At 66.9% G+C, this 19,446-nt stretch carries 15 protein-coding genes and 1 pseudogene; 10 read left to right on the top strand and 6 right to left on the bottom strand.

Annotated features, from left to right (window positions below; all coding sequences use genetic code 11):
* The first annotated feature begins 18 nt into the window (after positions 1-18).
* Together I603_RS12695 and I603_RS12690 are read left to right on the top strand one after the other, a co-directional pair.
* The gene (locus I603_RS12695; protein ID WP_267889893.1) at positions 19-1,038 is read left to right on the top strand and encodes a glucokinase; all 1,020 of its coding nucleotides are present in this window, start codon (positions 19-21) and stop codon (positions 1,036-1,038) included.
* Positions 1,035-3,797, top strand: a complete 2,763-nt coding sequence (locus tag I603_RS12690) for a phosphoenolpyruvate carboxylase (protein WP_068865600.1) — start codon at positions 1,035-1,037, stop codon at positions 3,795-3,797. Before I603_RS12695 ends, I603_RS12690 begins: the two co-directional genes overlap by 4 nt.
* Before the next feature lie 121 nt (positions 3,798-3,918).
* Here I603_RS12690 and I603_RS12685 read toward each other — a convergent pair whose 3' ends face one another.
* Positions 3,919-4,941 (bottom strand): LacI family DNA-binding transcriptional regulator, encoded by a 1,023-nt coding sequence (locus I603_RS12685; protein WP_084440107.1) that lies wholly within the window; start codon positions 4,939-4,941, stop codon positions 3,919-3,921.
* 166 nt (positions 4,942-5,107) lie between these two features.
* On the opposite strand from I603_RS12685, the gene I603_RS12680 reads away from it, so the two are divergent.
* The 4 genes from I603_RS12680 (at position 5,108) to eda (ending at position 10,487) form a co-directional block, all read left to right on the top strand.
* Entirely contained in the window at positions 5,108-6,406 is a 1,299-nt protein-coding gene (locus I603_RS12680) for a sugar MFS transporter (RefSeq protein ID WP_068865599.1), read from the top strand.
* 207 nt (positions 6,407-6,613) lie between these two features.
* A complete protein-coding gene (gene zwf / locus I603_RS12675) occupies positions 6,614-8,053 on the top strand; it encodes a glucose-6-phosphate dehydrogenase (protein ID WP_068865598.1) in 1,440 nt (479 codons plus the stop codon).
* Positions 8,046-9,875: a phosphogluconate dehydratase gene (gene edd, locus I603_RS12670; protein WP_068865597.1), complete on the top strand. Its 1,830-nt coding sequence runs from the start codon at positions 8,046-8,048 to the stop codon at positions 9,873-9,875. Before zwf ends, edd begins: the two co-directional genes overlap by 8 nt.
* 3 nt (positions 9,876-9,878) lie before the next feature.
* Complete coding sequence (eda, locus tag I603_RS12665) at positions 9,879-10,487, top strand: bifunctional 4-hydroxy-2-oxoglutarate aldolase/2-dehydro-3-deoxy-phosphogluconate aldolase (RefSeq protein ID WP_068865596.1); 609 nt, start codon at positions 9,879-9,881, stop codon at positions 10,485-10,487.
* On the opposite strand, the gene I603_RS12660 is transcribed toward eda, so the two are convergent.
* A complete protein-coding gene (locus I603_RS12660; protein WP_068865595.1) occupies positions 10,484-11,398 on the bottom strand; it encodes an alpha/beta hydrolase in 915 nt (304 codons plus the stop codon). The genes eda and I603_RS12660 overlap by 4 nt on opposite strands.
* 145 nt (positions 11,399-11,543) lie before the next feature.
* Between I603_RS12660 and I603_RS12655 the strand changes: the two genes are divergently transcribed.
* Positions 11,544-12,545 (top strand): XdhC family protein, encoded by a 1,002-nt coding sequence (locus I603_RS12655; protein WP_068865594.1) that lies wholly within the window; start codon positions 11,544-11,546, stop codon positions 12,543-12,545.
* Between the two features lie 29 nt (positions 12,546-12,574).
* Here I603_RS12655 and I603_RS14845 read toward each other — a convergent pair.
* The 4 genes and pseudogenes from I603_RS14845 to I603_RS12640 all read right to left on the bottom strand — a co-directional run.
* A pseudogene (locus I603_RS14845) lies at positions 12,575-13,063 on the bottom strand (nucleotidyltransferase family protein); the annotation flags it as partial.
* Between the two features lies 1 nt (position 13,064).
* Entirely contained in the window at positions 13,065-15,338 is a 2,274-nt protein-coding gene (locus I603_RS12650) for a xanthine dehydrogenase family protein molybdopterin-binding subunit (protein ID WP_084440105.1), read from the bottom strand.
* Entirely contained in the window at positions 15,335-15,865 is a 531-nt protein-coding gene (locus I603_RS12645) for a (2Fe-2S)-binding protein (protein WP_068865593.1), read from the bottom strand. Before I603_RS12645 ends, I603_RS12650 begins: the two co-directional genes overlap by 4 nt.
* A gap of 68 nt (positions 15,866-15,933) precedes the next feature.
* Positions 15,934-16,638 carry a VIT1/CCC1 transporter family protein gene (locus tag I603_RS12640; protein WP_068865733.1) on the bottom strand — a complete coding sequence of 235 codons (705 nt, stop codon included), beginning with the start codon at positions 16,636-16,638 and terminating at the stop codon, positions 15,934-15,936.
* Positions 16,639-16,771: 133 nt separating this feature from the next.
* On the opposite strand from I603_RS12640, the gene I603_RS12635 reads away from it, so the two are divergent.
* The 3 genes from I603_RS12635 to I603_RS12625 are packed head-to-tail and all read left to right on the top strand — an operon-like array spanning position 16,772 to position 19,437.
* Positions 16,772-17,137 carry an ArsR/SmtB family transcription factor gene (locus tag I603_RS12635; protein ID WP_068865592.1) on the top strand — a complete coding sequence of 122 codons (366 nt, stop codon included), beginning with the start codon at positions 16,772-16,774 and terminating at the stop codon, positions 17,135-17,137.
* Positions 17,138-17,150: 13 nt separating this feature from the next.
* Positions 17,151-17,816 (top strand): carbonic anhydrase, encoded by a 666-nt coding sequence (locus I603_RS12630; RefSeq protein ID WP_068865591.1) that lies wholly within the window; start codon positions 17,151-17,153, stop codon positions 17,814-17,816.
* Between the two features lie 49 nt (positions 17,817-17,865).
* Positions 17,866-19,437, top strand: a complete 1,572-nt coding sequence (locus I603_RS12625) for a SulP family inorganic anion transporter (RefSeq protein WP_232305387.1) — start codon at positions 17,866-17,868, stop codon at positions 19,435-19,437.
* The last annotated feature ends 9 nt before the right edge of the window (positions 19,438-19,446 follow it).

Below are 19,446 nucleotides of genomic sequence, written 5' to 3'. Positions count from 1 at the left end.
TGCTACACCCCCTCAGCGATGCGAGCGAAAGGGGGAAAAGCCATGCGCGAGACTGTGGTTGTCGATATCGGCGGCACCCATGCGCGCTTTGCCGTCGCCCGGGCGGGGGCGGACGGGGCGATCAGCCTGGATGAGCCGGAAACGCTCCACACTGCCGATCACGCGAGCTTCCAGACCGCGTGGGAAGCCTTCCGCGCGCGCAAGGGCGGCACCCTGCCGCCTGCCGTCAGCATGGCGATTGCTGGACCAGTCGGAAACCCGGGGAACCCCAATCCCGTCATCCGTTTCACCAACAATCCGTGGATCATACGCCCCGCGCTCATCACCGAGAAGCTGGGCGTGGAACGCTTCACCCTCGTCAATGATTTCGCCGCCGTTGCCCATGCCGTGGCGCGCGCAGATGACAGCCAGTTCCTGCACCTTGCCGGGCCGGACAAGCCTCTGGGGAGCGAGGGCACGATCAGTGTGCTCGGCCCCGGCACCGGTCTTGGTGTCGCACATCTGTGGCGGTCGGGCGCACAATACCGCGTGCAGGCGACCGAGGGCGGGCATATCGACTTCGCGCCGCTCGACAGCATCGAGGATGCCATCCTTGCCCGCCTGCGCCGCCGCCACAACCGCGTCTCGGTGGAACGGGTGGTAGCCGGACCCGGTATCGTCGACATCTACCAGGCACTGGCCGCGCTCGAACAGCGCAGCGTGCCCGAGCGTGACGCGATCGAGATCTGGAACCTTGGCACCAGCGGGCAAGACAGCCTTGCTGCCGCCGCAGTCGACCGGTTCTGCCTCTCGCTGGGCTCGGTCGCGGGCGATATCGCTCTGGCCCAAGGGGGCTTTGCCGGGGTGGTGATCGCCGGCGGGCTGGGTTACCGCATCCGCGAGACCTTGCTCGCCTCGGGCTTTGCCGAGAGGTTCCGTGCCAAGGGACGCTTCGAAAGCCTGATGGCGGGCATCCCGGTCAAGCTCATCGTCCACCCCCAGCCCGGCCTGTTCGGCGCGGCGGCGGCTTTCTTCGCACAGCATGGCGAGGCGGCATGAAGACCATCGCCGAACTCGAGGCGCGGCTCGGCGATCTTCACGTGCGCACGCGCGAGACGCCGCTGTTCAATCCGGTGTTCCAGTTGTCGCTCGACCTGTCGCGCGCGCTGGAGAGCGGCGAGATCAGCCTTGATGAGGTAACCGGCCTTGTCGCCGCGCTCGAATGCGAAGGGTTGAAGGCCCGCGCGGGCAAGCTGCGCCGACTGCTCGTCCCGCCGGCCGACACGCCTGCGCTGGCCGATGCGGAGGAGGATTTCGAAACGTTCTGCGCCCGCTGGGAACGCCCCCAACTCAATGCCGTGTTCACCGCCCATCCGACCTTCCTGCTCGCCCCCGCACAGGCCGCGGCAGTGGCCGAGGCCGCATCTGCGGCAGACGGGATCGATGAAAGCCTGTGCGCCGCCCCCACCGGGCGGAAACCCGTGACGCTCGCCTTCGAGCATGGCGAGGCAATGGCGGCAATGGCACGGGCTCAGGACGCACGCGACGCCATCGTGGTCCGGCTGCTGGATGAAGCCCGCAACCGTTGGCCCGATAGCTGGCAAGCCTTTCGTCCCCTACCGTTCCGGTTTGCCAGCTGGGTCGGCTATGACATGGACGGGCGCACCGATATCGGCTGGCACACCTCGATCGCATTCCGCCTTTCGGAAAAGGCCGAGCGGCTCGCGCGTTACACCGCGAGCCTTGAAGCCATCGATGCCGAGCATCCGCTGCTCGGCACCCTGCGCCCTGCGACCATATTCGCCAAGGAGCGCGCGGAGGATTTTGCTGGCGATCTGTCCTCTGCCGAAGCGCTGGCGACGGCCGCCAACCGGCTGACCGCGCACAGTGCGGACAACCTGCTCACCCTCGCCCCGCTGATCGCCGCGCTGGAGGAAGAGGCCGAGACAGCCGAAGCGCCGCGCGCCGCCCGCCTGCTCACCCTCGCCGCAGCGATGCGCGCCGATGGTCTGGGGATGGGCTGGATCCACTTCCGGGTAAACGCCAAGCAGCTTCACAACGCGATCCGCCGCCGTCTGCCCGAAGGGGAGGTGATCGACCTTGCCAGCAAGGGCGCACTCGCCACCTTGCGCCGCATGGTCGAGGAAGCGGCCCCGCTGCGCACCAATTTCGCCGCGCTCGCCACCGAAAGCTCGACCGCGATCCGCCAGTTCATCGCCATGGCGCAGATCCTCAAGCATATCGATGCCGACGCGCCGGTCCGGATGCTGGTGGCCGAGTGCGAACAGCCCGCCACCGTCCTCGCTGCGCTGTATTTTGCCAAGCTGTTCGGGGTCGAGGACAAGGTCGACGTCTCGCCTCTGTTCGAGACCGAGACCGCACTGGAGCACGGCGGGCGCTTTCTCGACGCGCTGCTGGCTGAACCGGCCTATCGCGATTACGCACGCCTGCGGGGCCGGGTGGCGGTGCAGACCGGCTTTTCCGATGCCGGGCGCTTTGTCGGGCAGATCCCCGCCAGCCTCGCGATCGAGCGCCTTCAGGGACGGCTGGCCGAGGCGATGGCGGCCAACGGCCTCACCGATGTGGCGGCGCTGGTGTTCAACACCCACGGCGAAAGCATGGGCCGCGGCGCGCATCCAGCCTCGTTCCGCGACCGGCTCGAATGGCCGCTTTCGCCCTGGGCGCGGCGACGCTTTGCCCGGGCGGGCATCCGCCTGGAGCCAGAGGTCAGCTTTCAGGGCGGCGATGGCTACCTGTTCTTCGCGACGCCCGAACTGGCGCTGGCGACCCTCACCCGCATTGCCGAGCTGCGCCCTGCCGAAACGGATCTGGCCGCCCCGGCCGACCCCTTCTATCACCGCACCGACCTGAGCCTCGATTTCTACCGCGCGATCAAGGAGCACCAGAGCGATCATCTCGCCAGCCGCACCTATGCCCGCGCGGTGACCGCCTTCGGGCTCGGCCTGCTCAATCCCACCGGCAGCCGCGTCTCGCGCCGCCAATCGGATATCAACGCCGACCGCGAGATGAGCCTGCGTCAGATCCGAGCGATCCCGCACAATGCGATCCTCCAGCAACTGGGCTATCCGGTCAATGTGATCGCCGGGATCGGCAGCGCGGCGGAAGCCAACCGCGAGGAAATCGCGGCCCTGCTGACCGAGAGCCCTCGCGGACGGCAGATCATGCGGCTGGCGCTGGCCTCCAATGCGCTTGCGAGCATCAAGACAGTCGCGGCCTTCGGCGAGCTGTTCAATTCGGCCTATTGGGCCAGCCGCACCTATCGCGGCACGGAAGATCACCTCGCCGATTCGTGTGCGGCACTCGCGGAATACCTCGTCGGGGACGATCGGACGGGGGTATTCCGCCGCCTCGCCTCGCGTCTCAGGATCGACGCGCTCAAGTTCCACAAGCTGACCGACCTTCTGCCCGGAGACGCGCCGGACAAGAACCGCGAGCATGTGCGGCGCCGCATTGGCGTGCTGCAGGCGCTGCGGCTGGCGCTGCTGCAACATATGTTCCTCAAGGTGGTGGCAGTCCCCGCGTTCAGCCGAGCCAACGACATCAGCCGCCGCGACGTGATCGAGATGGTGCTGACCCTGCGCGTAGAGGAGGCTCTCGCCCAGCTGCGGCGGGCCTTCCCGGTGAGGGTGCCGGGGCCGCGCGATTTCCCGCTCGAGGAACCCAGCGATTACCCGGACGGGGGCGAGGAAGGCTACGGCGCGATTGAGCGCGACTTCATCAATCCGATTGCCCGGGCGCATGAATTGTCGCTCAGGATCAGCACCGCAATCGCCAATGAATTCGGCGCGCACGGGTGAGGCGAAGCGCCGGTGTTTCACGTGAAACCCCCTGGCAAACAGGGGTCAAGGCGGGGGCAAGCGGGGTCTGAACGGGGTCTGGAAGGGGTCTGGCGACGGCAAGCCGGACTCTGGCGGCGCCTCAGCCGCGCGCCGTGCTCCCGCGCACGATCAGCTTGACCGGCACCCGCCGCCGCGCCGCAGCGGCATCGTCCAGCACTGCCTCGACCAGCGCCGCGCCCGCCTCGGCCGGATCAGGCGCGATGGTGGTCAGCGGCGGGCGGCTGAAACGGCCGGCCACCAGATCATCGAACCCCATCACCCCCATACCCTGCGGCACGCCGATATCGGCGGCGGCGAAAGCCTCGATCGCGCCCAGCGCCATGGCGTCGCAGGCGGCGAAGACCGCGTCGACATCTTCCCCCCGCTCGATCAACCGGCGCGCGGCGCGGCGGCCTTCCTCCTCGCGGGTGGCGGCGTTGACGGTGGGGGCAAGACAGGGTTCCAGCCCCGCCGCCTTCATCGCTTCGGCATAGCCTTCATAGCGTTCGGTGAACTGCACCTGCGGCGTGCCCAGCGCGCCGAGAAAGCACGGGCGGCGATAGCCCTGTGCCAGCAGGTGCTCTACCGCCAGCCGCCCGGCCGCGCGGTTGTCCGAGCGCACCCATTCCAGATCCTCGAAAGGCGAGCCCCAATAGGCGACGCGGCGCCCGTCGCTTTCGAGCGAGCGGAAATATTCCCACGCTTGCCTGTTGGTGGTGGTGCCGATCACGATCAACCCGTCGGCGCGGCCCTGTTCCTGGTAATGGCCGAAGAAATCGGCGCTGCGCGCCTGAAAGCTCACCAGCGTTTCGAAGCCCCGTTCGGAGGCGGCGACGCAGACGCTTCCGAGCAGCGCGTAGGCGAAGGGGTTAATGGTGGAGGCGCTGTCGCCCTCGCGGCAGATCACCACCACGGCGAGCGTGCCGGTGGAACCGCGCCGCAGCCGCGCCGCGCGCTCATCGACGAAATATCCCAGCGCCTCGGCCGCTTCGATCACCTTGCGGCGGGTCGCCTCGGCAATCGCGGGAGAACCGGAAAGCGCACGGCTGACGGTCGGCTGGCTGACGCCCGCCCGCTCCGCCACATCGAAGGATGTCGGCCGTCTCTTGGATCCCCCGTTCATGCGCCTTTCTCTAGGGCCTGATGTTATCCCCGCGCAAGCGCGCGCTGCATTGCTATTCGCACTGGATTTGTGCGCAAGGCTCTTGCAAATCTGCCATGACGAGCGGATTGTGAACGTTCGCAAGAAGGCGCTGCCAGGAAAAGCGCGACACGGGGAGAGAGCAGCGATGGCAGTGGTTCCAGGCATTGGGGCACCGGGTGCGGCAACGGCCGTGGGGAATGGCGCGGGCGATGCGCCGCAGGTGGATGCGCCGGGGCTGAACTATTTCGTCTTCGCGCTGTTCTTCATCTTCGGCGGGATCACCTCGCTCAACGATGTGATCATCCCCAAGCTGAAAGAGCTGTTCACGCTCAGCTTCTTCGAAGCGAGCCTTGTGCAGTTCTGGTTCTTTATCGCCTATGCGCTGGTCGGCATTCCCGGCGCGCGGGCAATAAAGAAACTGGGCTACATGCGCGGCGCGGTCGCCGGGCTGGTGACGATGATGGCAGGCTGCCTGCTGTTCATTCCGGCGAGCCAGACCGCGCTGTTCCCGATGTTCCTGCTGGCCTATTTCATCCTCGCGACCGGCGTGGTGCTGGTGCAGATCGTCGCCAACCCGCTGATCAGCCTGCTGGGGCCCGAGCGCACCACACACAGCCGGCTGACCTTCGCGCAAGGCTTCAATTCGCTCGGCACGACGATCTTCCCCTATTTCGGCGCGATCCTGATCCTCGGCGGTCTTGCGACGGTCAGCGCCGATCAATTGTCGGGCGCCGAGCTTGCCGCCTATCGCACCGCCGAAAGCCAGGCGATCGTCGGCGGCTATCTTGGCCTCGCTGCCGCGCTGGCAGTGGTCGCAGGCGTGGTGTGGCTGTTCCGCAACCGGCTGAAGGGCGAACGCCACGAACAGACCAGCCTTGCCGATGGCCTTGCCCTGCTGAAGCGCCCGCGCTTCGGTTACGGGGCGGCCTGCATCTTCCTCTACGTCGGCGCGGAAGTCGCGATCGGCACCTTCATCGTCAATTACCTGATGCAGGCCCATGTGCTGAACATCGGCGAACAGGACGCGGGCAAGCTGATCTCGCTGTACTGGGGCGGCGCGCTGGTGGGCCGTTTCATCGGCTCTGCTGTCCTGCGGATGGTCAGCCCGGGCCTGACGCTGGCAACCGTTGCCGCCGGAGCGATCACCCTGATCGCGATTTCGGCCAACTCGACCGGCGTTGTCGCGGGCTACAGCCTGCTGGCCGTGGGCCTGATGAACGCGATCATGTTCCCGACGATCTTCTCCCTCGCCTGCGAAAAGCTGGGGCCGCGCGCGGCGGACGGATCGGGGATCATCAACGTGGCAATCTGCGGGGGCGCGATCATTCCGCCGATGTTCGGCGCCCTGGCCGACCAGACGAGCCTTGCCTTCGCGCTGGTGCTGCCGGCGGCGTGCTACGCGATCATTGCCGGCTTCGGATTCTACGCGCGCAGGCCGGCCTGATTTGCGGGTTCGCTGACGCGAACCGCAGACCTCCCGCCCCGCCTCCCCACCCGGCCACCAAGAATACCATTACGGTATGGTGGCCGGGTGGGGAGGCGGGGCGGGAGGTCTGCGCCACCGAAGGTGGCCGAAATTGAATAAGTATGCGCCCACTGGCAGATAATTCCCCGTGCGCCTAGGTAGGACGCACGAGGAAAGGGCTACCCCATGAGCTTCACCGCTGACCGCCTGCTGCTGTTCGGAGCCACGGGCGACCTTGCCCAGCGCATGCTGCTGCCCAGCCTGTTCGCGCTTGATGCCGACGGGCTGCTCGCGCCCGATCTCAAGATCATCGGCACCGCGCGCAGCGCCATGAGCGATAGCGAATACCGCAATTTTGCCCGTGCAGCGCTGGAGAAATACCTGCCCGCGGAACGCCGCGGGCGCATGGCCGAGTTTCTCAACCGCCTCGCCTACCAGACCCTCGATGCGACCACGCTGGAGGGCTACGACGCGCTGGCAAGGAAGGTCGGCACGCCCAAGCATGGCCTCGCGATCTTCCTCTCGACCGCGCCGAGCCTGTTCGGCCCGACGATCAAGGGGCTCCAGTCCGCCGGGCTGACGGGCGAGAACGTGCGCATGTGCCTTGAAAAGCCGCTCGGCACCGATCTGGAAAGCAGCCGCGAGATCAACGATGCGGTGGCGGGCGCCTTCCCCGAAAGCCGGATCTTCCGTATCGACCACTATCTCGGCAAGGAGACGGTGCAGAACCTGCTGGCGCTGCGGTTCGCCAATCTGATGTTCGAGCCGCTGTGGAACGCGGCGCATATCGACCACGTGCAGATCACCGTGGCCGAGACGGTCGGCCTTGAAGGGCGCGTTGCCTTCTACGACGATGCCGGGGCGATCCGCGACATGGTGCAGAACCACATGCTGCAACTGCTCGCACTCGTCGCGATGGAGCCGCCTGCGCATTTCGATGCGACCGCGGTGCGCGATGAAAAGGTCAAGGTGCTGCGCGCGCTGCGCGCCGTGGTCGCGGGTGAAACCGTTACCGGGCAATATCGTGCAGGCGCCATCGGCGGGCAGGCCGTGCCGGGCTATGACGAGGAACTGGGCAGGGACAGCGGCACCGAGACCTTCGTCGCGATCAAGGCCCATGTCGATAACTGGCGCTGGAAGGGCGTGCCCTTCTACCTGCGCACCGGCAAGCGCCTGCCCCGGCGCGTGACCGAAATCGTGATCCAGTTCCGCTGCGTGCCGCACAGCATTTTCGCCGGAAAGGGCGCGACGATGCAGCCCAACCGGCTGGTGATCGGCATCCAGCCGGAGGAGAACATCACTCTCTCGCTGATGGCGAAGGTGCCCGGCCTCGACCGCGAGGGCATCCGCCTGCGCTCCGTGCCGCTCAATATCGCCATGCCCGACGCCTTTACCGGTGCGGTGCGGCGCATCGCCTATGAACGCCTGCTGCTCGATCTGGTCGAGGGCGACCAGACCCTGTTCGTGCGCCGTGACGAGGTTGAGGCGCAGTGGGAATGGGTCGATGCGATCCGCGCCGGTTGGGACGCCGAGGGGCTCACCCCCAAGACCTATACCGCCGGCAGCTGGGGCCCGAGCGCGGCGATCGCGCTGGCGGAACGCGACGGAGTAACCTGGCATGAGTAAGCCCCTTCACGACACGCTCCGCAAGGTGACGCAGCGGGTCATCGAACGCTCGAGGCCGACCCGCAGCGCCTATCTCGACCTCATCCGCCGCGAGGGCGACAACATGGGCGAGCGCAATGCCGTATCCTGTTCGAACCTCGCCCATGCCTATGCAGGGGCACTGGAAGATCAGGCCGCGCTGGTCGCCGGTCGCGGCGCGAATATCGGCATCGTCACCGCCTATAACGACATGCTCTCCGCGCATCAGCCCTATGGCCGCTATCCCGACCGGCTGAAGATCTACGCGCGCGAGGTCGGTGCGACGGCGCAGGTCGCGGGAGGCACGCCGGCGATGTGCGACGGGGTGACGCAGGGCGAGACGGGCATGGAGCTGTCGCTGTTCAGCCGCGACGTGATCGCGCTGTCGGCGGCGGTCGCCCTGTCCCACGCCATGTATGACGGCGCGCTGATGCTCGGCATCTGCGACAAGATCGTGCCGGGCCTGTTGATGGGTGCGCTGCGTTTCGGCCACCTGCCGACCATCTTCGTGCCCTCCGGCCCGATGCCCACCGGCATCCCCAACAAGGAAAAGCAGCGCGTCCGCCAGCTCTATGCCGAAGGCAAGGCGACCCGCGCCGAACTGCTCGAAAGCGAGATGAAGAGCTATCACTCGCCGGGCACCTGCACCTTCTTCGGCACGGCCAATTCCAACCAGATGATGATGGAGATGATGGGGCTGCACATTCCCGGCAGCGCCTTCATCCAGCCGGGCACGCAGCTCAGGCAGGCGCTCGACCGCGAGGCGGTGCACCGTGTCGCGGCGATGGGGAAGAAGGGCGATGACTACCGCCCGCTCGGCCTGTGCGTTGATGAAAAGGCGGTGATCAACGCCGCCGTCGGCCTGCTCGCCACCGGCGGATCGACCAATCATGCGATCCACCTGCCCGCCATGGCGCGCGCCGCGGGCGTGATCTTCGACTGGGACGACCTTTCGGAACTGTCCAGCGCCGTCCCGCTGATCGCGCAGGTCTATCCCAACGGCTCGGGCGATGTGAACCAGTTCCACGCTGCAGGCGGCATGGGCTATGTCATCGGCGAATTGCTCGCCGAGGGGCTGGCCCACCCCGACATCCTGACCGTCGGGCGCGGGGACTTCAGCGACTATGCGCGCGAGCCGGGCCTTGATGGGGAGGCGCTGGTGTGGCGCGAGGTCGGCCCCAGCATGGACGACACCATGCTCCGCCCGGTCGCCAGCCCGTTCAAGCCCGATGGCGGCATGCGCCTGCTCACCGGCAATCTCGGCCGTGCCTGCTTCAAGACCTCGGCGGTGGATGAAAGCCGCTGGACGATCGAAGCCCCGTGCCGCGTGTTCGACGATCAGGCCGCCGTCGCGGCCGCTTTCAAGGCCGGCGAACTTGACCGCGATGTGGTCGTTGTCGTCCGCTTCCAGGGCCCGCGCGCCAACGGGATGCCCGAACTCCACAAGCTGACCCCGCCGCTCGGCGTGTTGCAGGATCGCGGGTTCAAGGTCGCCCTCGTCACCGATGGCCGCATGTCGGGCGCGAGCGGCAAGGTGCCTGCGGCGATCCACTGCACGCCCGAAGCATTTGCAGGAGCAGGGGGCGGCGGCGGCCCGCTGGCGCGCCTGCGCGATGGCGACATGATCAAGGTCTGCGCGGTGACCTGCGAACTCAACACCACCGCCGACCTCGCGAGCCGCGAACCCGCACCCGATCCGCGCGAGGAATGGGGCACAGGCCGCGAGTTGTTCGGCATGATGCGCCGCTTCGCCGACGGGGCCGAGCAAGGTGCCAGCGCAATGCTCGCCACCGGAGGAATGTAAGCGATGAATATCGACGCCATCATGCGCGTGGCACCGGTCATTCCGGTGATCGTGATCGAGGACGAAGCTCACGCCGTCCCGCTGGCCGAGGCGCTGGTGGCAGGGGGCCTTCGCGTGCTCGAAGTGACGTTGCGCACCCCTGCGGCGCTGGGCGCGATCCGGTCGATGAAGCAGGTGCCAGGCGCGATTGTGGGCGCGGGAACCGTCACCAATCCTCGCGAGCTGGACGCGGCATTGGAGGCGGGAAGCGAATTCATCGTCTCGCCGGGCCTCACCGAACCGCTGGGCAAGGCCGCGGTGGCGGCAGGCGTGCCCTTCCTGCCCGGTATCGCCAATGCGGGCGACATCATGCGCGGGCTCGATCTGGGCCTTGACCGCTTCAAGTTCTTCCCGGCGATGGCGGCGGGCGGATTGCCCGCGCTCAAGGCTCTGGCTGCACCCTTCGGTCAGTGCAGGTTCTGCCCCACCGGCGGGATCAGTCTGGAAAACGCGCCCGAATGGCTCGCCTTCGATCCGGTCCTGTGCGTCGGCGGCAGCTGGGTCTCCCCCAAGGGCGCGCCCGACAAGGCGGCGGTGGAACGCCTCGCGAAAGAGGCTTTCGCCCTGCGCTAATCCCGCTTGACCAGCAGCCAGCCGAAGATCTCCGGCAGGCGTGCTGCCCAGGCGTTTTCCTCGTGTTCGGCGCCTTCGTAAACCTTGCTTTCCCAGTCGCGGCCCTTCTCCCACCCTGCCGCGGCAAATCTTGCGTCCACCACCTGCTGGTAAGGCGCGTAGAATTGGTCGAGCGTTGCCGTGCCGTGATCCATCCAGACCCGCCGCCCATCAGGCGCTCCGAGGCGGGCGGCAAACCAGCCGTCCCACGCCGCCTTGAGCTGCGCCTCGTCGGCGGCGATGGCGCGCGGATCGACCGCCGGCCAGTGCGAGGAGACGCAGCCTGCGCGACCGAAGACCTGCGGCCTTTCGAGAAAGGCGTAACAACTCATCAGCCCGCCCATGCTCGATCCGACGATGGCGGTGTCGTTGCGCCCGGGACGGGTCCGGAAAGCTTCGTCCACCCACGCCTTGAGCGGCCCTGCAATCCATTCGAGATAGCGGTCGGAAATCACACCGCCACTGGTCATGCCGTCCATCTGCGCGCGCAGATTGCCGCTGGTCATGTCGTAGAGGCTGCGCGGGAGGTATTGCCGGTGACGATCCGCCCCCGGCGCCCAGATGCCGATGATGATATGCGGCTCGACCTTGCCGGAATCGACCGCCGCGATCATCGCCTTGTCGGTAGCCCAGATCTTCTTGAAATTGCTGTTCTTCAGGTCGAACAGGTTGTGACCGTCATGCATGTAGAGCACCGGGTAGCGCCGCTCGCCGGCGTCATAGCCGGGCGGAAGCCAGACCGTCAGGCGCTGGTCGGGCAGACCCGCAGCAGGCACGCGCTCGTACTCGATCAACCGTCCGGCATCCTGCGCATGCAGCGGCGCGGCAAGGCAGGCCAGCACGGCCAGCAGCAGAGTGATGAAACGACCCATATCTCTCCCCTGTGGCGGTTTGCCGCCTTGCGCGGGAGATACCACGCCTTCGTCATTTGGCCACCGGATTGAACACGACACAGGGCGATTGCGCGTGTCCTGCGAGACGATTACGGGAGACACTCATCCAGAAAGCGGACCGCGCATGACATCCTGGCGAATGACCGCCCAGATCGACGATATCCGTGTCCCGCTCGCAGCCGTGCGGCAGGCGGGTGAGGCATTCGCCATCGCCACGCTGGTGGAGGTCGAAGGCTCGGCCCCGCGCGAATGCGGCGCGCAGATGCTGGTGACGAGCCACGAATACTGGGGCTTCCTGTCGGGCGGCTGCATCGAGGCCGACGTTGCCCGCCATGGCCGCGAAGCGCTTGCCGATGGGCAGTCACGGCGCCTGCGCTATGGCGAGGGCAGTCCGTGGATCGACATCAAGCTTGCCTGCGGGAGCGCGATTACCGTGCTGGTCGAGCCGGTCGGCGCGGACGATCCGGCAGTGACGGCGCTGATGGCAGCGCATGGCGCGCGCCGGCCGGTGCTGTGGTCGAGCGACGGGAGCAACCGCTGCGCCGGTCACGAACACATCCCTGCCTTCGGATGGGACGGCGTGCGCTATTCCAAGCTGTTCGAACCCAGCCTGCGGCTTGTGCTGATCGGGGAGGATGCCGCTGCGCTCGCCGCGGCCGAAATCGGCCTTGCGTCGGGGATCGAGGTGGTGCTGGTCGCCCCGGGCGGGCCGGAAGCTTCGCCCTTGCCCGGCATCGCCTATCACCGCAGCGCGCCCGCGCCGGCGCTGGAGGCGATCGGTATGGACCGCTGGACCGCCATCGCCGTGCTCTCCCACGACCGCGAGGATGACGAGCGCGGGCTTGCTGCCGCGTTGCAATCGCCAGCCTTCTATGTCGGCGCGATCGGTGCACGGGCGCGGCTGGATGCGCGCCTGGCGCGGCTGCGCGGCCACGGGGTGGGCGAAGCGCAGATCGCGCGGCTGCATGCCCCGATCGGGCTTCAGGGTTTCGGCAAGGCCCCGCGCGATATCGCGCTCTCGCTGGTGGCGGAGGTCGCGCAGGCCTTCCATGCACGTTCTGCGGCGGCGAGATCGTCGGGCGTATCGATATCAAGCACGGCGCCGGCCGCATCGGTTTCAAGGTAGGCCACGCCGTCCTTGCGGCCTTTGAGCAGCGCCGCGGCGCCGATATCGCCCGTCAGCCGCGCCAGATCGGGCAAGGCAGCGCGGGTAAAGGCCGCAGGATGGCCGGGCTTTCCCGCGACCCGCGGGCGCGCCGCATAGCCTGCGCGGCTCGCAAGCTCTGCCAGCGGCGCGCAGAGCTCTACCGGCACCAGCGGCATGTCGCCGAGGAACACGAAGACGCCCCGCTCCGCCGTGCCAAGTGCCGCAAGGCCAGCGCGCAGCGAGGCAGCCATGCCTTCTTCCCAATCGGGTGCGCGCACGATGCGGCAGGCGAGCCCTTCAAGCGCGGCCGCGATGGCCCGATATTCCGCGCCGCTCGCCACCAGCACCTCACCGAAACCCGCCCGGAGCACGGCCTGCGCCGTGCGCCGGATCACCGGAGCGCCGGCAAGATCGGTCAGCAGCTTGCCCCCACCCCCGGCTGCGCCGAAGCGCTTGCCAGCCCCGGCGGCGAGGATCAGCGCGGCCCAGCCGTCCAAGCTAGGCCTTGGCCTGGGTCAGGATCGGCAGAGTGCGGATGCGCTTGCCGGTCGCGGCGAACAGCGCGTTGGCGAGCGCCGCCGAGGCGGGCGGCACGCCGGGTTCGCCGATCCCGCCCATCGGGGCATCGCTCTCGATGAAGTGGACGTCGATCACCGGCGGCGCATCGGCCAGCCTGAGCAGGTTGTAATCGGTGAAATTGCTCTCCACCACCGCGCCGTTCGCAAGCGTGATTGCCTCGCCGATGGTCGCGGACAGGCTCATGATGATCCCGCCCGCGATCTGCGCCTCGGCGTTCAGGGGGTTCACCGTGGTCCCGCAATCGACCACCGCCCATGCCTTGAGCACCTTGGGGCTGCCGTCTTCCTTGACGCCCGCCTCGATCACTTCGGCGACGATGGTGCCGAAGCTCTCGACAATCGCGATCCCGCGCCCGACACCCTCGGGCAGCGGCGTGCCCCAGCCTGCGTGCTTTGCCACTTCGTCCAGCACCTTCTGGTGGCGCGAGCCTTCGGGCAGGTGCTTGCGGCGGAACTGGTAGGGGTCCTCGCCCGCGGCGTGCGCCAGTTCGTCGATGAAGCTTTCGTTATAGAACCCGTGCTGGGTCGAATTGACCGAGCGCCACGGCCCGTCGATCTGGTTGGTGGTATAAGCGAAATGGCGGCGCGAGGTGGCGGGCACATCATAGATGAAGCCGACTTCGCCCTCGGCATTGTCGCCCTGCACGTAATCATTGCGCCATGCCGCGATGCGCCCGTCCTTGAGCGTGGCCGAGAGCCGCGCCGAGGATTGCGGGCGGTAAGTGCCGTGGCGCACTTCTTCCTCGCGGCTCCACACCAGCTTGACCGGATAGGGAACCTGCTTTGCCAGCAGCGCCGCCTGATCGAGGATCTCGGTCACGCCCGGAAAGCGCCGGCCGAAACCGCCGCCCATGATCATCGGATTGAAGAGCACGTCGTCGATGTCCATCCCGGCGGCCTTGGCCGCGCGGTCGCGTGCGCCGATCGGGTCCTGCAAGCCGCCCCACAGGTGGAGCTTGCCGTCCTTGAAATGCGCGGTGAGCGCAAAGGGCTCCATCATCGCATGGTGGAGAAATGGCACGCGGAAATCGGCGGTGATGACGTTGTCGCCTGCCGCCTTGAAAGCGCTATCCACATCGCCTTCGCCCGCCTGGTTGTCGGGCTTGCCAGCCTCCCGCAGCTTGTCCTGCGCGGCGTAGATCGCGGGCGTGGACATGGCGCCATTGCCGCCGTCGGTGAACCTGGGCGACAGCGCGGCAAGGCCCTTGGCCGCCTGCCAGTAGCCCTTGGCGACGACGATGACCGCATCGTCAAGCTTCACCACCTTCTCGACCCCCGGCACCGCCATGGCCGGAGCCTCGTCGACGCTTTCCAGCTTGCCGCCGCGCACCGGAGCTGCGGCGATGGTGGCGACGCGCATGTCAGGCAAGGTGAAGTCGATGCCGTAGACCGCGCTGCCATCGACCTTGGCGGGGATATCCAGCCGGGTGACAGGCTTGTTGATCAGCTTCCATTGGCTGCGCGTCTTGAGCACCGGATCACGCGACAGCGAACGCTCGGCAGCGCCCGCTGCCAGCTCTCCATAGCGCAAGCTGCGGCCCGACGCGGCATGGGTCACCGTGCTGTCCGCCGTGGTCAGTTCGCCCTCGGAAACGCCCAACCGGTCAGCCGCTTCCGCCACCAGCGCCGCGCGCACCGCCGCGCCGATGACGCGCATTCCGCCCTGCCCGGTAAAGCGCACGGCGGAAGAACCGCCGGTGATCTGGATCTTCTGCGACCGGGTCAGCATCCCGATCAGCGCGGCGGGCAGAGCGTTGATCACGCCCGGATAGCCCGTCATCTCGCCAAGGAAGCTCTGCACCAGCGCGGTGTTGGAGAAAGCGACATCGGACGGCGCCTGTTCGACCTTCACCTTGCTCCAATCGGCATCAAGCTCGTCGGCCAGCATCTGGCCGAGCGCCGTGTGCGTGCCCTGACCGAAATCGATATGCGGCGAGAACAGGGTGACGGTGTCATCCTCGGCGATCTTCATCCAGGTAAGGAAGTTGTGTTCGCCCTCGCCGGTGGTGAGTTGGCGGGCGCGGGTGCGGGCGCTGTTGTCCGACCAGTAGAGCCCGAACACGCCGCCGCCCACCAGCAGCGCCGAACCGGCAAGGAAGATGCGCCGCTTGACGCCCTTCTTCTTCACTGGGGTTTCCGGCGCGGGCGCGGCCTTGATTTCCTCGATGTTGGGATTGGGATTGTCGGCCATCATGCCTCTCCCTGCGTGGTGGCGGAAGCCTTGGCCGCTTGGCCGGTTGCAGCGAGGATCGCCTGACGGATGCGGGGATAGGTGCCGCAGCGGCAGATATTGGTCATCGCCTCGTCGATCTGCGCATCGCTGGGCGTGCCGGTGCGTTCGATCAGCGCGACAGCGGCCATGATCTGGCCCGACTGGCAATAGCCGCATTGCGGCACCTGCGCATCGACCCATGCCTGCTGCACGGCGTGGAGCGTGCCGTCCTCGGCCTTGAGCCCTTCGATCGTGGTCACCGCCTTGCCCGCGATATCGCTGACAGGCACGCTGCAGGAACGAGTCAGTTGCCCGTCGACATGGACCGAACAGGCGCCGCAGGCGGCGATGCCGCAGCCGAACTTGGTGCCGGTAAGCTCCAGATCCTCGCGCAGGACCCAGAGCAAGGGCGTGTCGGCCTCGGCCTCGACACTGACCTGCTTGCCGTTGACGGAAAAGGCGATGGCCACGCTAGCGAACTCCCCGGTTGGCTTGAACCGGTTGTTCATAGCAACCCGATGGCCGCGGGGCCATGAGAAAGACAACGCAGGCCCTCCGCCCGCCTGATCCCCGCCAATCAGACGCTGATGCCGAACAGCGAACCGATCGCGGCGGTTACCGCCATCGCGAAGATGCCCCAGCCGAGCACCCGCAAGGTTGCCGGAACAATCGGCGCGCCGCCCGCACGCGCGCCCATCGCGCCGAGTATGGCAAGCGTGACGACCGACACCGTCAGGACCACCGCGATGATCGCATCTGCGGGAGCGAGCCAGGCCGCCACCAGCGGGATCGCCGCCGCCGCGCTGAACGTGACGCCCGATGCCAGTGCCGCCTGCAGGGGACGCGCCGCCAGTTCCTCGGTCAGGCCGAGTTCGTCGCGGACATGGGCACCAAGCGCATCCTTGGCGCTCAGTTCGCGTGCAACGATCAGCGCGGTTTCGTGGCTGAGGCCGCGATCGCGATAGATCGCGGCGAGTTCGGCCAGCTCCTGCTCCGGGGTGTCGACCAGCGCCTTTTTCTCGCGGCGGATGTCGGCCCGTTCGGAATCGGCTTGTGAGGAGACGGAGATGAACTCGCCCGCCGCCATCGACATGGCCCCGGCAACCAGCCCCGCCACCCCCGCGACCAGCACCGCGTCGGGTTCCGGCGTCGCCGCCGCCACCCCGAGAATCAGCGAGGAAACCGACACGATCCCGTCATTGGCGCCAAGGACTGAAGCCCTGAGCCAGCCGGTGCGATGGACATAATGCGGATCGTCGGGATGCGCGCTCGGCGATGTCATCGGCCCCTCCTCCTGTCGCGGGCGAGTTTCGACCGGGCGCCGAGCGAAAGCAAGCAATCGCTTGACCGAATCGAATATTTTCAATAGCTACAAAGGTACACATCTGCATATGCATGCAGATATGGGAGGGAATATGCCGAGCAGGATCATCGTATCCCGCGAGCTGGCTGACCTGTTGAGGTTGCTGGCCCATCCCGACAGGCTCCGCCTGATCGAGGAGCTGCGGTTGGGCGAACGGGACGTGTCAACCATCGCCGCCGCGCTCGATCTGCCTGCGACCCGCATTTCCCAGCATCTCGCCCCGCTGCGCGCCCACCGGATCGTCGAGGACCGGCGCGAGGGGCGCAATCACTTCTACCGCCTGACCCATCCCGGCATCGCCGCCTGGCTCGTCGAGGCGCTTGAATTCGTCGAAGTCCGCAACCGCCTTGGTGAAGGCGCGCATATCGAAAAGGTGCGCGCGCTGTGGACGGCTGACGCCCCCGAGAATCAAGGCTGAAAGGATCGTAAGAATGCCCCATTTCGCTCATGGCGTGGTCAAGTTCCAGCGCGAGGTCTTCCCTGAAAAGGCCGACCTGTTCGAAAGGCTCGCCACCGGTCAAAGCCCCGAGGCGCTGTTCATCACCTGCTCGGACAGCCGGATCGAAACCGCGATGCTCACCCAGACCGATCCGGGCGAGCTGTTCATCTGCCGTAACGCCGGCAATATCGTGCCCCCGCACACCAACCAGACCGGCGGCATGACGGCTTCGATCGAATTCGCCATCGGCGCGCTCGGGATCCCGCATATCGTCATCTGCGGCCATACCGAATGCGGGGCGATGAAGGGCGCGATGAACCGCGAAGGCCTGACCAACCTGCCGCACGTGCGCGAATGGCTGGGCTATGCGCAGGGCGCGGTCGACATCACCGAGGCGATGGGCGCCGGGCTCGAACCTGATGCCAAGATGCGCATGTTGCTCGAACAGAACGTCATCCTGCAATTGCAGCACTTGAAGACCCACCCGACGGTGGCGGTCGCACTCGCCCAGAAGGCGGTGAAGCTGCACGGCTGGGTCTATGACATCAAGACCGGCGAGGTTTCCGCCTTCGACGAGGGCACCGGCAGCTGGCTTCCGGTCGAGGAACGCTACGCAAGCGAGCTGGCCTCCGCAGCGCTTGCCAGCCACGCCTGTTGAACCGGGCCTTCACGCCCAACCCCCTCTCCCCGCCGCGCCGGAGCACCCCATGATGAAAACCCTGCCTGCCCAGCAAATGGACTCCGCCGTCGTCGGGCGTGATTTTCTCGCCTCGATCGTGGTGTTCCTGGTCGCCCTGCCGCTGTGCATGGGCATCGCCATCGCCTCGGGCGCGCCGCCCGCGCTCGGGTTGATCACCGGCATCATCGGCGGGCTGGTGGTGGGAAGCCTCGCCGGTTCGCCTCTGCAAGTCAGCGGCCCTGCGGCGGGCATGGCGGTGCTGGTGTTCCAGCTGGTCAGCGACCACGGCCTGATCATGCTCGGCGTGGTCGGCCTGATCGCGGGCGCGCTGCAACTGCTCGCCGGGGCGATGCGGCTGGGCCAATGGTTCCGCGCCATCTCGCCCTCGGTCATCCACGGGATGCTGGCAGGTATCGGCGTGCTGATTTTCGCCTCGCAGTTCCACGTCATGCTCGACGATGCCCCGCGCTCGGGTGGTCTTGCCAATCTTGCCGCGATCCCGGAGGCGATCATCAAGGTGTTCCCGGCTGACGGATCGGTGCACCACCTTGCCGCCATGGCCGGGATCATCACCATCGTCACCATCATCGGCTGGAACAAGTTCAGGCCGAAGTCGCTCGCGCTGCTGCCCGGACCGCTGCTCGGGGTTATCGTCGGCACGCTGTTCGCGCTCGCCTTCGCGCTCCCGATCACATTGGTAGCCTTGCCCGCCAATCTCACCGACGCGCTCAACATTCCGACGATGGAGGCGCTTTCGGGCGCTCTCGACACCGAGATCCTGACGCTCGGCATTGTCTTTGCCTTCGTCGCCAGTGCCGAAACGCTGCTGTGCGCGACCGCGGTCGACAAGATGCACATCGGCGCACGTACCAATTACGACAAGGAACTGCGCGCGCAGGGCATCGGCAACATGATCTGCGGCGCGCTGGGTGCGCTGCCGATGACAGGGGTGATCGTGCGCTCGGCCGCCAATGTCGAGGCCGGGGCGACCACCCGCATCTCAGCGATCATGCATGGCGCGTGGCTGCTGCTCGCGGTAGTCGCCTTCCCCTTTGTGCTGAACGAGATCCCGACTGCGGTGCTGGCCGCGATCCTGGTCTATACCGGCTACAAGCTGGTCAACGTCGCGCAGATCCGCAAGATCGCCGAATTCGGCAAGCAGGAGCTGGCGATCTACTTCGTCACGCTGTTCGGCGTGGTGGCGATCGACCTCCTGACGGGCGTGATTCTCGGCTTTGTGCTGGCGACGCTCAAGCTGGTCTACACCTTCTCGCACCTGTCGATCGACGTCGCGCATGATCCCGAGACCAACCGCGCCGATGTCCTTATGACGGGTTCGGCGACCTTCTTCTCGATCCCGCAGCTATCGGCTGCGCTGGACAAGGCGCCGCGCGGTTCGGAGGTCCATATCCATGTCGAGAAACTCGACTATATCGACCACGCCTGCCTCGAGATGCTGTCGTCCTGGGAGAAGCTCCACCAGAGCACAGGAGGCAGCCTGATCGTCGAATGGAATGATCTTGTGCAACGCTACGGGCGGCGTTCGGGGGACCCTGCCAAAACCTCGATCGCCTCGCTGATGCAGCGTCCGGCTGCATGAGAACAGGTT

Origin of the sequence: Erythrobacter dokdonensis DSW-74, from assembly GCF_001677335.1 — a bacterium.
In the GTDB taxonomy this organism is placed as follows: domain Bacteria; phylum Pseudomonadota; class Alphaproteobacteria; order Sphingomonadales; family Sphingomonadaceae; genus Erythrobacter; species Erythrobacter dokdonensis.
Note: the sequence above shows the minus strand (reverse complement) of the source record. Positions and strands in the feature narration are given on the sequence as shown.